The organism is Ideonella oryzae, from assembly GCF_024055665.1.
GTDB lineage: Bacteria > Pseudomonadota > Gammaproteobacteria > Burkholderiales > Burkholderiaceae_C > Ideonella > Ideonella oryzae.
On sequence record NZ_JAMXMC010000011.1, the window covers coordinates 51,082 to 63,596 of the forward strand.

Below are 12,515 nucleotides of genomic sequence, written 5' to 3' on the forward strand. Positions count from 1 at the left end.
GCCGGGGGCCGCGGCCATGACCATGCAGGGGCGCATGCCCTTTCCCCATGATCCCGTCGGCCTGGACGCCCTGGACCAGTACGACACGGTGATCGATGCGAGGTCGCCCGCCGAATTCGCCGAGGACGCCATCCCCGGCGCCATCAACTGCCCGGTGCTGGACGACGAGGAGCGCCGCATCGTCGGCACGCTCTACAAGCAGGTCGGCGCCTTCGAGGCCCGGCGGGTGGGCGCGGCCATGGTGGCGGCCAATCTGGCGCGCCACCTGCGCGGCCCGCTGGCCGACAAGCCCACCAACTGGCGGCCGCTGGTCTACTGCTGGCGCGGCGGCCTGCGCAGCGGCTCCATGGTGACCTGGCTGCGCATGGTGGGCTGGCCCGCGGTGCAGTTGCGCGGCGGCTACAAGACCTGGCGCAGCCAGGTGATCGAGCGCATCGACACCCTGGCCCCGCGCCTGCCGCTGCGGGTGCTGTGCGGCCCCACCGGCAGCGCCAAGACGGCCATCCTGCAGGCTGCGGCCCGGGCCGGCGCCCAGGTGCTGGACCTGGAAGGCCTGGCCGCCCACAAGGGCTCGGTGCTGGGCGCGATGCCCGGGGTGGAACAGCCCTCGCAGAAGGCCTTCGAGACGCGGCTGGCCCAGGCCCTGGCCGGCTTCGACCTGGCGCGGCCGGTGTTCGTCGAGGCCGAGAGCCGCAAGATCGGCCGCATCGCCCTGCCCAACGCCCTGGTGGAGCGGCTGCGGCAGAGCCCCTGCATCACGGTGGAGGCCCCGCTGGCCGCGCGGCTGGAGTACCTGCTGCGCGACTACGCCTATCTGGGCGCCGACGGCGAGGCCCTGGCCCAGACCCTGGGGCGGCTGCACGGCCTGCTGGCCAACGAGACCCTGGCGCGCTGGCAGGCCTGGGCCCGCGCCGGCGAGCTGGCCCCGCTGTTCGAGGCCTTGATGCGCGAGCACTACGACCCGGCCTATGCCCGCTCGCAGCGCGGCAACTTCCTGCAGCTGCAGACGGCGCAGGCCCTGCCGGCCGAGCGCCTGACCGCCGAGGCCGTCGCGGCCTTGGGGCCGGCGCTGCGGGCCTTGGGCGGGGATGGCGGCGAACCCGGCGCCTGAGCGCGCTCAGGTGCCCGGCAGCAGGCTGTCGAGGTGGCGGGCGAAGGCCGCGGCCTCGACATAGCCCACCACCCGGGCCCCGGTGCGCTCGCCGCCCCGGGGGTCGAAGAAGACGATGCCCGGCGGGCCGAACAGACTGAAGCGCTTGAGCAGGGCCCGGTCGGTCGCGCTGTTGGCCGTCACATCGGCCCGCAGCAGGGTCATGCGGCCCATGCGGGCCTGCACCGCCGGGTCGCGGAAGGTCAGGCGCTCCATCTCGCCGCAGGCCGTGCACCAGTCGGCCGACACATCCAACAGCACCGGCCGGTCACTGCGGGCCACCGCCTGCTCCAGCGCGGCCAGGTCGGCCACCTTCTCGAAGCGCGGCGCCTCTGCCTGCGGAGCCGCGGTGTTCCCCGGGGCCGCGGCAGCGTCGCGCAATGCCACCAGGTGGGCCAGGGGCTGCAGGGCATCACGCCCGCCCGAGAGGGCGCCCACCAGCTGGGCCGCGCCCACCAGGGCCAGCACCATGCCCAGGCCCTTGCCCAGGTGCTGCGGCCAGCGGGCCTGGGGCGCCAGGCCGTCGAAGGCGCGCAGGCCCACGGCCACGCAGATCAAGAGCAGCGCCCAGCCGCCCATCACGCCCCATGCCGGCAGCACGGGGGACACCATCCACAGCGCCACCGCCAGCAGCAGCACGCCGAAGAAGCGCTTGACCTGCTCCATCCAGGCCCCGGCGCGCGGCAGCAGCGAGCCGGCGGACAGGCCCACCAGCAGCAGCGGCACGCTCATGCCTGCGGCCAGGCTGAACAGCGCTGCACCGCCCAGCAGCACGTCGCGGGTCTGGCCGATGTAGACCAGGGCCCCGGCCAGCGGCGCGGCCACGCAGGGGCCGACGATCAGCGCCGACAGGCCGCCCATCAGGAACACGCCGCCCAGGCGCCCGCCCGGCAGGCGGGTGGAGGCCCCCACCATGCGCGACTGCCAGGCCTGCGGCAGCTGCAGTTCGTAGAAGCCGAACATCGACAGCGCCAGCAGCACCAGCAGCCCGGCGAAGGCGGCCAGCACCGCCGGCTTCTGCAGATAGGCGGCCAGGCCCTCACCCAGCAGGCCGGCGGCCACGCCCAGCGCGGTGTAGACCAGGGCCATGCCCAGGCTGTAGGCCAGCGACAGGGCCAGCCCGCGGGCCCGCGAGGGAGGCTGGCCGGCGCCCGCCTGGCCGACGATGATGGAGGACAGGATGGGCACCATCGGCAGCACGCAGGGCGTGAAGGACAGCAGCAGGCCGGCCAGCAGGAACACGCCGGCGATGCTCAGCAGGCTGCCGGAGCGCAGCGCTCGCTCGACGCCGTTGCCGGACTCGGGGGAGGCCGCCAGGCTCACCCCCTGAGCCCTCTCCTGCGCCTGAGGCGCTGCGGCGCTGGCCGCCTGCGGCGCGTCCTGCGGCGCACCGTCGGCCAGCAGGCTGACCTGGCGCAGGCCGCCGGCATCGGCCTGCAGCAGCAAGGTCTGCGTCTGCGGCGGATAGCATAGGCCGGCGTCGGCGCAGCCCTGGCTGTCCACCTCGATCCGCCAGCGGCCGGCGCCGGCCTGCACGGGCAGCGTGGCGTCAATCGGCTGGGCATAGATCTCCACCTCCTTCTGCAGATTGGCGTCGTACTGGCGCTGGCCGGGCGGCAGGGCCAGCGGCCCCAGCGTGACGGCAGGGTCGGCCGCGCGCACCTGCAGTCGCTCGCGGTAGAGGTGGTAGCCCGGCGTCACCGCCCAGTGCAGAGTCAGCGCGCGGCCGCCGTCGGTGACCTGTACCTGCAAGGGAAAAGCCTGGGCTGGGTCCAGGAAATCGTCGGCCCGCGCGGGTGCCAGGGCCAGCCCCAGCGTGGCGGCCGCCAGCAGCGCCAGCGTCCGGCGCAAAAGGGAAGAGAACAGCGTCATGCGGAAGGCTCCATGCCGGGCGCGACCAGTTCGCCCCGGGGGTCCAGGGCGGCGTAGGCCACGCCTTGGGATTGCAGAAAGGCCGGCGCCTGCGGCCCGGCCAGCATGGCCAGGGTGCTCAGGGCGCCGGCGGCCAGGCAGGACGGTGCGGCGACCGTGACCGACTGCCAGTGCGAAACCGGCCAGCCGGTGCGCGGGTCCAGGATGTGGCAGTAGCGCCGGCCGTCCTGCTCGAAGTAGCGCTCGTAGTCGCCGCTGGTGGCCAGGGCGCCGTCGTGCACCGCCCACTCCAGCGCCACCGCGCCGGGCGCGCGTGGGTGGGCCACGCCCAGGCGCCAGGGCCGGCCGTCGGGGTGGGGACCCAGCACCCGCAAGTCCCCGCCCAGGTTGACCAGGCCGCTGCGCACGCCGGCCTCCAGCAGCAGGGTGGCGGCGCGGTCCACCGCGTATTCCTTGCCGATGCCGCCGAAGTCGATCTCCATGCCGGCCCGCGGCAGGGCGATGGCCTCGCCGGTCCAGACCACCCGGTCCCAGCCGATGCGCTCGCGGCAGCGGGCCAGCTCGGTCTCGGAGGGCACGCGGGCCGCCTTGAAGTCCCAGGCCTGGCGCAGCACGCCGGAGCTGAGGTCGAAGCGGCCCTCGCTCTGGCGGTAGAGCAGGTCGGCGAAGTCCAGCAGCTGGGCGGTCTCGGCATCCACCGGCACGGGGCGACCGCTGCCGGCTGCCACGTTGATGCGCGAGACGATGCTGTCGGGCCGGTAACGCGAGTAGCGCTGCTCGATGCGGCGCACCTCGTCCACCGCGGCCTGCGCCAGCGCCTGGGCCTGCGCCTCGTCGGCCACACCCGCCAGGCGGATGCGGCAGGGCGAGGCCATGGCGGTGAATTCCACCAGCCAGCCCGTCTCCACGTCCGCCCGCGGCTGCGGACGGTGTGGGGACTGCCGGGTCAGAAGCGCCGCGCCAGCCCGAGTTGCCATTGCGTGGCCGTCAGAGGGTCGACACCGGGCGAGCCATGGCCGCCCAGGCGCAAACTGCTGCGCTGCTCGTACTGCTCGCCCTTCACATCCAGCGTCCAGTCCGGCTCGAACTGCCAGGCCAGCTTCAGGCCCAGCCCGAGGGCACCGAAGGCCGACATGCGCTGGTCGGTGCTGCTGTCGGTGGGCGTGCCATAGGGCGCCGGGTAGACGTTGGGGTCGGACACCGGGTCGTAATAGAACGAAGCGGCCCGCTGGGTGTAGTAGCGCAGCGAGGGCGTGAGCACCAGCGTGTCCGACAGACGCTTGTCGGCCGCCAGCTCCAGCGTGTGGGATCGGATACCGAAGCTGTCATCGTAGAAGCGGTAGCTCAGCTTGCTGGCCACACCCAGGTCAGACCACCAGTGGTTCCAGCGCACCAGGGCGATGGTGGCGTTGCGCTGGCGGGGCCGGGCGTCGAACAGCTTGTAGGGGTCGCTGAAGTAGCCGCGGCCGCGCGTGAGCGTCAGGTTGGCCTGGACGATGTCCTGCGGCGTCAGGGCCTGGGTGACACCGAGCAGCCATTCGGTGGTGCGGCGGGTCTCGTTGTCCACCAGGTCGTTGACCGGGTTGATGCGGTCGTGCGCCGCGCCCACGCCCCAGTTCCAGGTGGTGTTGTGGTCCTCGCTGGCCACGGTGCCGGCCAGCGACAGCGCGTTGGACACGTAGTCGTGCTCGTCCGAATGCGAGGCGCCGACGCTCAACGTGCTGCGCTCGAAGTAGCGGGTCAGGCGCAGGTCGCCGGCCTTGCGGTCGTCGTGCATGCGGCTGGCCCCGGTGACGTCGGTGTAGTAGCGCGGCGAAGCGCCCGAGACGTCGTCGTGCGTGACCGAGCCCTCGACCGACCACTCGCGGCCGATCGGGGCCATCAGGTAGGCCGAGGGCGACTTCACGCTCAGGCGCTTGAGGCCCGGCTGGCGGTCCTCGTAGCTGGAGTACTTCAGCGCCACCACCCCCTGCTCGGGGGCCTCTTCGGCCTGGGCGGTGGCGGGCAGCACGGCGGTCACCACAGCAGGCATGACCCCGGGCAGGGCGCAGGCGGCCAGGGCGATCAGGCCCCAGCCGGACGCGGTCTTGCGGTCCTCAGTTGCAGCCACAGCCGCCTCCTCCCACGCCTTCGCCACCGGACGAGGCTTCCTTGCTGGCCGTCACGTGGCCGACAAAGCGTGCCTCCAGCGGATCGCGGTCCAAGCGCATCTCCGGGCGCGCCAGATCGCCCTTTTCCCAGGGTTGCGGGCCGGCGCAGCCGCCCAACAGGCTCAGCGCCAGCAGGCCCAGGCCGGCCAGTCGCCCGCGGTGCACGGGGCGCCCGGCATGGATGACAGCGCTCATGCCAAGCCTCCCTGCCGCAGCGGTGCGGCCTGCGCCAGGGCCTGCTGAAGCTGGGCTTCCAGCGCGGCGCGGTCTTCCGGGCGGAAGCCGCTGTGCACGAAGCGGACGCGGCCGTCGGCGCCGATCAGCACGCTGGTGGGCATGCCCTTGATGGCGTAGCGGCGGGGTGTCTCGCCCTTGGGGTCGAACGCCACGGTGAAGCGGGCCGGCACCTCGGCCAGGAAGCGCTCGGCGTCGGGGGTGCGGGCATCGACATTGACACCCACCACCTGCAGGCCGCGTGGCCCCAGCTTGGCCTGGATCTCGTTCATCCAGGGAAAGGACTGGCGGCAGGGGCCGCACCAGGACGCCCAGAAGTCCAGGTAGACGACCTTGCCGCGCAGGGCCGAGAGCTGGACGCGGCCGGCGGGGCCGCTGAGGTCGAAGTCGGGCGCCGGGCCGGTGGCCTCGGTGCCCTCGGCCGCGTGCGCCGGGGTCAGGCCCAGCCAGGGCAGGGACAGGGCGGTCAGGCCCATGCTCAGCCCAGCGGCCAGTTGGCGGCGGCTCTGGTCAGGGCCGGTCGTCGGGAAGCGATCAGGGCGTGTCATCAGTGCGGTCTCCTTGGGAACGGCGGCGTTGGAGCAGCACCCCGGCGGACAGCGCCAGCAGGGTGGGCCAGACGGGGTCGAGCGGGGTGTCGGGGCGGCCGATGCTGCAGCCCCCACCACCCGTATTGGTGTCCGTGCCCGGAGCGGGTGCCGGGCTGGGCGCTGGGGCCGGGCTGGGGGCCGGGCTGGGGGCCGGGCTGGGGGCCGGCGTGGGTGCGGGCGTCGGCGCGGGGGGCGGTGCCGGGCTGGGCGCCGGAGAAGGTGCCGGGGCAGGCGCGGGCGACGGGCTGGCCACGCCGGTGCCGGTCAGGCTGACCCCCGGGGGGTTGGTGGCATTGCTGGTGGTGAGCTGCAGGCTGGCGGTGCGCGCGCCCGCGGCGGTGGGCTGGAAGCCGACGGTGACGGTGCAGCTCGCCCCCGGGGCCAGCGTCACGCCCGTGGCACAGCTGCCCGACAGGCTGAAGTCCGTCGCCTGGGTGCCGGAGAGCAGCACCGCGGTGAGGGTGGCGGAGGCATTGCCGGTGTTGACCAGGGTGAGGGTCTGGCCGGCCGCCGCCTGGCCGACGGTGGTGTCGGCAAAGCCCACGGTGCTCACCCCCCCTTGCCAGCCCAGCAGCGCCAGCGCGGCGGCCGCCCCGGTGCCGCTGACGGCGACGGCATGCGGCGAATTGGAGGCATTGGTCTGCAGGGTGACCGTGCCGCTGTACGAGCCGGCCAGCGCCGGCGTGAAGTTCAGGCTGATCGCGCAGTTGGCGCCCGCGGCCAGGCTGGTCGGGCAGTTGCTGCCGGCGGTGAAGACCGGCTGGCTGCTGCTGAGCGTCCCCACGCTGAGGGCCGCGTTGCCGCTGTTGGTCAGCGTCACCGTCTGGGTGGCCGTCAGCCCCAGGGTCACCGAGCCGAAGCCGACGCTGGTGGTGGACAGACTCACGGCTGGCGCGGTGGACACCGGGTAATAGGTCGGTGTGCGGCCGGTCTGGCCGGCAATATAGGCCGCCAGATCGTTCAGGTCCGACTCGGTGAGCTGCCCCTGCAGTGCGCGCATCTGGCTGACACCGGCGATGCCGGTGGCGATGGTGTAGGCGCTCGCTCCGCTGGCGATCTTGTTCTGGTTTCGGCTGGGCGCGCTGCCGTGGCAGGCTGAAGCGGCACAGGTCTGGGTGCCGGTGACGATCACTTGCTGGTAAAGGGCCTGGCCGTGCGTGGCGTCCTGGGCCCAGGCGGCTGGCACGGGCGCCAGCACGGTGAGCCCCACCAGGGCGCCCGCGCGTCGGACGCGACGGGCCGGCGAAGGGCAAGGAGTAGGGAAAGGTGTCATCTCGGCTCCCGAAAAATCAGACCAGGGGGCGCAGCAGGCCCCACCAGAGTGCGTTGAACAGCGCATGCAGGGCGATGCAGGGCCAGAGGCGGCGCGTGCGCAGGTAGACCCCGCCCAGCAGCAACGCCGGCAAGGCCGTGGCCCAGGCCCAGGGGCCGGGCCGCCACAGCGCATGGGCAGCGGCAAAGGCTCCGGCCGTGAGCAGCACGCTCAAGACCCCCGAGACGCCCCGGCGCAGCAGAGCGTCCTGCAGCCCGGCCCGGAAGACGGTCTCCTCCAGCACCGGGGCTGCGCCCAGCGCGAGGCCGGCAGCCACCGCATCGACCATCTCCTGTGCCCCCCACATGTCTCCACGATGGGGCAGATGTTATTTATCAATGTGCAATTTGCACATTTAATGCTTGCAACAGCATGTTGCGCTCTCGGTCTTTCCTGATCTTTCAGGCGGCCTTAAGAAACACCACAAGGGAAAAGCAAAGGCCGCCCGAAGGCGGCCTGGAGGGGACAGCGGCGGGACGTCGGCGCTCAATGCCCGCCGGCCAGCAGCGCCGCGTTGCCGCCGGCCGCCGCGGTGTTGATGGTCACGCACTGCTCGGCGCAGAAGCGGTAGAGGTAGTGCGGCCCGCCGGCCTTGGGGCCGGTGCCCGACAGGCCCTCGCCGCCGAAGGGCTGCACGCCCACCACCGCACCGATCATGTTGCGGTTGACGTAGACGTTGCCGATGCGAGCCTGGTCGGCCAGGCGCTCGGCCCGGCTGTCGATGCGGGTTTGCAGGGCGAAGGTCAGGCCGTAGCCCAGGGCGTTGATCTGGGCCACCAGCGTGGCCGGGTCGCCCGACCAGCGCACCACATGCAGCACCGGGCCGAACAGCTCCTGCTGCAACTGGCCCACGCTGGCGAGTTCGAAGGCCACCGGGGCGACCAGGCGCGGCACGGCGGCCCCGGCCGGCAGCGGTGTTTCGCCGATCAGCGTGGCCTCGCGGCGCAGGCGGGCGATCTGGGTCTGCAGGTTCTGGAAGGCCTCGTCGTCGATCACCGGGCCGACATCGGTGGCCCAGTCCGCCGGGTCGCCCAGGCGCAGCGCCAGCATGGCGCCGCGCAGCATGGCCAGGATGCCGTCGGCCACGCCCTCGTGCAGGCACAGCAGACGCAGGGCCGAGCAGCGCTGGCCGGCCGAGCGGAAGGCGCTCTGCACCACCGCGTCGACCACCTGCTCGGGCAGGGCGGTGGAGTCGACCACCATGGCGTTGAGGCCGCCGGTCTCGGCGATCAGCGGCACGATGGGACCGTCCTTGGCGGCCAGCGTGCGGTTGATGATGCGGGCCACCGCGGTGGAGCCGGTGAAGCACACGCCGGCCGTGGCCGGGTGGGCCACCAGCGCGGCGCCCGTCGTCTCGCCCGGGCCGTGCAGCAGCGCCAGCGCATCGGCCGGCACGCCGGCCTCGTGCAGCAGGGCCACCATGCGGGCGGCCACCGCGGGGGTCTGCTCGGCCGGCTTGGCGGCCACCGCATTGCCGGCCACCAGCGCGGCCACCACCTGGCCGGTGAAGATGGCCAGCGGAAAGTTCCAGGGGCTGATGCAGACGAAGACGCCGCGGCCGTGCAGGCGCAGGGTGTTGCGCTCGCCGGTGGGGCCAGGCAGCTCCTGCGGCTGCAGCCGTGCCTGGGCCTGCTGGGCGTAGTAGCGGCAGAAGTCGACCGCCTCGCGCACCTCGGAGATGGCGTCACCCAGGGTCTTGTGCGCCTCCTTCACCAGCAGGCCGCAGAACTCAGGCAGGCGGGCCTCCAGCGCGTCGGCGGCGCGGCGCAGCACCGCCGCGCGCTCGTCCACCGGGCGGTGGTTCCAGCCGGCCCCGCCCTGGGCCAGGCGCCGCATCGCGTCGGCCACGTCGGCCTGGCTGGCCAGCGGCACCGGGTCCACCCGGGTCGTAGCGATGGCGGCCGCCAGGGGCTGGCGGCTTTCCAGGCAGGTGGGGTCGGCGCCCGCCGCGTTGGGTCGCTCCAGCCCATAGAGATCGCGCGGCAGCGGCAGGCCTTCGGCCGGGCCGGCACCGTCATGGGCCTCCAGCAGCGGCGAGCGCAGCAGCTCGGCCGGGGCCACGCTCGGGTCGGCCAGCTGGTGGACGAAGGAGGAGTTGGCGCCGTTCTCCAGCAGACGGCGCACCAGGTAGGCCAGCAGGTCGCGGTGCTCGCCCACCGGGGCGTAGACGCGGCAGGACACGCGCGGATCCTTCAGCACCTCGCGGAACACGCCATCGCCCATGCCGTGCAGGCGCTGCAGCTCGAAGTCCTGCCCCGGCACCGCGCCGACCTTCTCGGCCATCTGCAGCAGGGCGGCGATGGTGCCAGCGTTGTGGCCGGCGAACTGCGGGAAGATCACGTCGCGGTGGGCCAGCAGGGCGCGGGCGCAGGCCAGGTAGTTCACATCGGTGTGCGGCTTGCGCGTGAAGACCGGGTAGGCCGGCAGGCCCATCTCCTGGGCACGCTTGACCTCGCCGTCCCAGTAGGCGCCCTTGACCAGGCGCACCATGAAGCGCAGCCCATGGCGGCGGGCGATGGCGGCCACCGCCTCCACCACCGGCAGCGCACGGCTCTGGTAGGCCTGCACCGCCAGGCCGAAACCGCGCCAGCGCGGCAGGGCCGCCGCGATGCGGCCGGCCAGGGCGTCCAGCAACTCCAGCGACAGTTCCAGCCGGTCCACCTCCTCGGCGTCGATGGTGAGGTTCATGTCGGCCGCGGCGGCCTGCTCGATGAGGGCCCAGACCCGCGGCAGCAACTCGGCATGCACGCGCCCGCGCTGGGCGTCTTCGTAACGCGAGAAGAGGGCGGAGAGCTTGATGGAGATGCCATCGCGCCCTTCCGGCCCCACCGAGGCGTCGCCCTGGTGCCGCGCGATGGCCGCGATCGCGTTCAGGTAGCTGGCCTGGTAGCGCTCGGCGTCGGCCTCGGTGCGGGCGCCCTCGCCCAGCATGTCGTAGGAAAAGCGCAGCTGCGGTTGGGCCTTGCGCTGTTTGTCGGCTTCGGCCTGGGCCTCGTCGATGGAGCGGCCCAGCACGAACTGCCGGCCCAGCAGCTGGATGGCGCGCACCGTGGCCGCCACCACGCCGCGGGCGCCCAGCCGGGTCAGCAGACCGCCGGATTCGCCCGCCTCGGGCAGGAACTTCTGCGACATGGCCAGCGCGGTCGCCGACAGCCCGGCCAGCATGCCGCCACTGCCGTCGTTGGCGCTGAAGTCGGCTCGGCCCAACTGGTCGGCCGTCAGCGCCACCGCGGTCTCCACATCGGGCACCCGCAACAGGGCCTCGGCCAGGCGCATCAGGGCCAGGCCCTCGGGACGGGAGATGGGGTACTCGCGCAGCAGCGACTCCATAGCCCAGAAGGGCGCCGGGTGGGCGCGCACCGCCTCCACCCAGGGCGCGGCCACGGCCACGGCCGCGGCCCAGTCCAGGCCCTCGCCCAGCCGGGCCCGTGCGGCCGCCAGGGCCCGGGTCTCGGGCTGGTACGGAAATGGCAAGCGCTGTTGCGGCGGCGGCAGATGAAGGTCGGCAGCGGTGTGCATGGCAGTAGAAACCCAACTGGATAAGTACACAGCTTACGGCGACAATTCACGACAAAGATTCGGACTTTTTTAGTTTCGCTGGAGTTTTTCAAGGCATGAAGCCCGTGTCAGAGACAAACGAGCAAGACCGAGAGCTGGACAAGATCGACCTGCGCATCCTGCGTGTCCTGCAGGGCGACGGCCGCATCAGCAACCTCAAGCTGGCCGAGGAGGTGCACCTGTCGCCCACGGCGGTGCTGGAGCGCGTCAAGCGCCTGACGCGGGAGGGCTACATCCTGGGCTACGAAGCCCGCCTGAACCCGGCCAAGCTGGGCGCCGGGCTGATGGTCTTCGTGGAGGTGCTGCTGGATCGCACCGTGCACGACGTGATGGACGCCTTCCGTGCGGCCGTGCAGGTGCGGCCGGAAATCCTGGAATGCCACCTGGTGGCCGGCGGCTTCGACTACCTGCTCAAGACCCGGGTGTCCGACATGGCCGCCTACCGCACCTTTGTGGGCGACGTCATCTGGACCCTGCCCGGCGTGCGCGAAACCCGCACCTATGCCGTCATGGAAGAGGTGAAAAATACCACTGCCTTGGACTTCTGAGTCCGAGGGCATCCCCACATCCCCCGGACGGGGGAAGCCGCCCGTCGAACACCCCCCTTGGGGTGATGGCCAGACGCCGGAGCGGCCGCGAGCATGTCCGGCATGGAAGCAGTACCCCATGCCCTGGACGAGGATTTCTTGTTCGCCCCCTTCCCCCCGACCGCCCTGCCCCGCCCCTTGTCGCCTGTCCGCCCACGCGGCCCCAAGGCCGAAGCGGGCTGGCTGGATTCCAGCCTGGACCTGCAGCGTGGCCTGACCGTGCAGGAGCTGCCCCTGCCCGCGGACGACCCGGCCTGGCGCCTGTGGTTCGCGCCAGAGCGGGACCGATCCCGCAGTTGAACCGAGCGGCCTGGGCCGATCGCAGCGGCGGTCAGCCCACCGGCCGTGGCCGGGCGCCAAAGATGGCGGTGCCAATGCGCACCACGGTCGCGCCCTCAAACACGGCGGCCTCGAGATCGGCGCTCATGCCCATCGACAGGGTGTCCAGCGCCAAGCCCTGGGCCTTCAGGGCCTCCAGCGCTTCGCGCAGGCGGCGGTGCGGCAGCCGCTGGGCGGCCAGATCCTCCGCAGGTTCGGGGACGGCCATCAGCCCCCGCAGGGTCAGCCGCGGCAAGGCCGCCACCGCCTGCGCCAGCGCGGGCAGTTCGTCCAGCGTGACACCGCTCTTGCTGGCCTCGCCACTGATGTTGACCTGCAGACAGATCTGCAGCGGTGGCAGCCCGGCGGGCCGCTGTGCCGACAGCCTTTCAGCGATCTTCAGCCGGTCCACCGAATGGACCCAGTCGAACTGCTCGGCCACCACCCGCGTCTTGTTGGCTTGCAGCGGCCCGATCAGATGCCAGACGGGCCGCGGCTGCAGGTCGGCCAGGGCCTCGATCTTGGCCAGCGCTTCCTGGACGTAGTTTTCGCCAAAAGCCCGCTGTCCGGCTTCGAAGGCTTCGCGCACCGCTTCGGGCGGGCAGGTCTTGCTCACCGCCAGCAAGGCCACGGCGTCGGCCGGTCGTCCCGCCGCCTCACAGGCCGCGTTCAGACGGTGACGGACTTGTAGTATGTTCTGCGCGATACTGACCATGATCACCCGAGCATAAACGACGCCCTTGC

General features: G+C 72.5%; 12 protein-coding genes. 3 read left to right on the plus strand and 9 right to left on the minus strand.

Going from position 1 to position 12,515, the window contains the following annotated elements:
- Nucleotides 1-34 precede the first annotated feature (34 nt).
- A complete protein-coding gene (gene mnmH / locus M0L44_RS17965) occupies nucleotides 35-1,111 on the plus strand; it encodes a tRNA 2-selenouridine(34) synthase MnmH (protein ID WP_252771262.1) in 1,077 nt (358 codons plus the stop codon).
- 6 nt (nucleotides 1,112-1,117) lie between these two features.
- Here mnmH and dsbD read toward each other — a convergent pair whose 3' ends face one another.
- The 8 genes from dsbD to M0L44_RS18005 form a co-directional block, all read right to left on the minus strand.
- The gene (gene dsbD / locus M0L44_RS17970) at nucleotides 1,118-3,022 is read right to left on the minus strand and encodes a protein-disulfide reductase DsbD (protein ID WP_252771264.1); all 1,905 of its coding nucleotides are present in this window, start codon (nucleotides 3,020-3,022) and stop codon (nucleotides 1,118-1,120) included.
- Complete coding sequence (locus M0L44_RS17975; RefSeq protein ID WP_252771265.1) at nucleotides 3,019-3,912, minus strand: FAD:protein FMN transferase; 894 nt, start codon at nucleotides 3,910-3,912, stop codon at nucleotides 3,019-3,021. The genes dsbD and M0L44_RS17975 overlap by 4 nt, the downstream gene beginning before the upstream one ends.
- A 56-nt stretch (nucleotides 3,913-3,968) precedes the next feature.
- The gene (locus M0L44_RS17980) at nucleotides 3,969-5,132 is read right to left on the minus strand and encodes a DUF3570 domain-containing protein (RefSeq protein ID WP_252771266.1); all 1,164 of its coding nucleotides are present in this window, start codon (nucleotides 5,130-5,132) and stop codon (nucleotides 3,969-3,971) included.
- Nucleotides 5,119-5,367: a DUF4266 domain-containing protein gene (locus M0L44_RS17985; protein ID WP_252771268.1), complete on the minus strand. Its 249-nt coding sequence runs from the start codon at nucleotides 5,365-5,367 to the stop codon at nucleotides 5,119-5,121. Before M0L44_RS17985 ends, M0L44_RS17980 begins: the two co-directional genes overlap by 14 nt.
- The gene (locus M0L44_RS17990) at nucleotides 5,364-5,954 is read right to left on the minus strand and encodes a TlpA family protein disulfide reductase (protein WP_252771270.1); all 591 of its coding nucleotides are present in this window, start codon (nucleotides 5,952-5,954) and stop codon (nucleotides 5,364-5,366) included. The genes M0L44_RS17985 and M0L44_RS17990 overlap by 4 nt, the downstream gene beginning before the upstream one ends.
- The gene (locus M0L44_RS17995) at nucleotides 5,941-7,269 is read right to left on the minus strand and encodes a choice-of-anchor D domain-containing protein (RefSeq protein ID WP_252771272.1); all 1,329 of its coding nucleotides are present in this window, start codon (nucleotides 7,267-7,269) and stop codon (nucleotides 5,941-5,943) included. Before M0L44_RS17995 ends, M0L44_RS17990 begins: the two co-directional genes overlap by 14 nt.
- A 16-nt stretch (nucleotides 7,270-7,285) precedes the next feature.
- Nucleotides 7,286-7,615, minus strand: coding sequence for a JDVT-CTERM system glutamic-type intramembrane protease MrtJ (gene mrtJ / locus M0L44_RS18000; protein ID WP_252771274.1), 330 nt, complete (start codon nucleotides 7,613-7,615; stop codon nucleotides 7,286-7,288).
- 179 nt (nucleotides 7,616-7,794) lie between these two features.
- A complete protein-coding gene (locus tag M0L44_RS18005; protein WP_252771276.1) occupies nucleotides 7,795-10,827 on the minus strand; it encodes an L-glutamate gamma-semialdehyde dehydrogenase in 3,033 nt (1,010 codons plus the stop codon).
- A gap of 95 nt (nucleotides 10,828-10,922) precedes the next feature.
- Between M0L44_RS18005 and M0L44_RS18010 the strand changes: the two genes are divergently transcribed.
- Complete coding sequence (locus M0L44_RS18010) at nucleotides 10,923-11,414, plus strand: Lrp/AsnC ligand binding domain-containing protein (protein ID WP_256490345.1); 492 nt, start codon at nucleotides 10,923-10,925, stop codon at nucleotides 11,412-11,414.
- Nucleotides 11,415-11,516: 102 nt separating this feature from the next.
- On the plus strand, nucleotides 11,517-11,753 hold the full coding sequence (locus M0L44_RS18015) for a hypothetical protein (protein WP_252771278.1): 237 nt from the start codon (nucleotides 11,517-11,519) through the stop codon (nucleotides 11,751-11,753).
- 31 nt (nucleotides 11,754-11,784) lie between these two features.
- Here the strand turns inward: M0L44_RS18015 and M0L44_RS18020 are convergent, their stop codons facing one another.
- Nucleotides 11,785-12,486, minus strand: coding sequence for a YggS family pyridoxal phosphate-dependent enzyme (locus tag M0L44_RS18020; protein WP_252771281.1), 702 nt, complete (start codon nucleotides 12,484-12,486; stop codon nucleotides 11,785-11,787).
- Nucleotides 12,487-12,515 lie beyond the last annotated feature (29 nt).

Coding starts and splice junctions, on each gene's coding strand:
- mnmH (WP_252771262.1), top strand. CDS start 35: ATGCCCTTTCCCCATGATCCCGTCGGCCTGGACGCCCTGGACCAGTAC.
- dsbD (WP_252771264.1), bottom strand. CDS start 3,022: ATGACGCTGTTCTCTTCCCTTTTGCGCCGGACGCTGGCGCTGCTGGCG.
- M0L44_RS17985 (WP_252771268.1), bottom strand. CDS start 5,367: ATGAGCGCTGTCATCCATGCCGGGCGCCCCGTGCACCGCGGGCGACTG.
- M0L44_RS17990 (WP_252771270.1), bottom strand. CDS start 5,954: ATGACACGCCCTGATCGCTTCCCGACGACCGGCCCTGACCAGAGCCGC.
- M0L44_RS17995 (WP_252771272.1), bottom strand. CDS start 7,269: ATGACACCTTTCCCTACTCCTTGCCCTTCGCCGGCCCGTCGCGTCCGA.
- mrtJ (WP_252771274.1), bottom strand. CDS start 7,615: ATGTGGGGGGCACAGGAGATGGTCGATGCGGTGGCTGCCGGCCTCGCG.
- M0L44_RS18005 (WP_252771276.1), bottom strand. CDS start 10,827: ATGCACACCGCTGCCGACCTTCATCTGCCGCCGCCGCAACAGCGCTTG.
- M0L44_RS18010 (WP_256490345.1), top strand. CDS start 10,923: ATGAAGCCCGTGTCAGAGACAAACGAGCAAGACCGAGAGCTGGACAAG.
- M0L44_RS18015 (WP_252771278.1), top strand. CDS start 11,517: ATGGAAGCAGTACCCCATGCCCTGGACGAGGATTTCTTGTTCGCCCCC.
- M0L44_RS18020 (WP_252771281.1), bottom strand. CDS start 12,486: ATGGTCAGTATCGCGCAGAACATACTACAAGTCCGTCACCGTCTGAAC.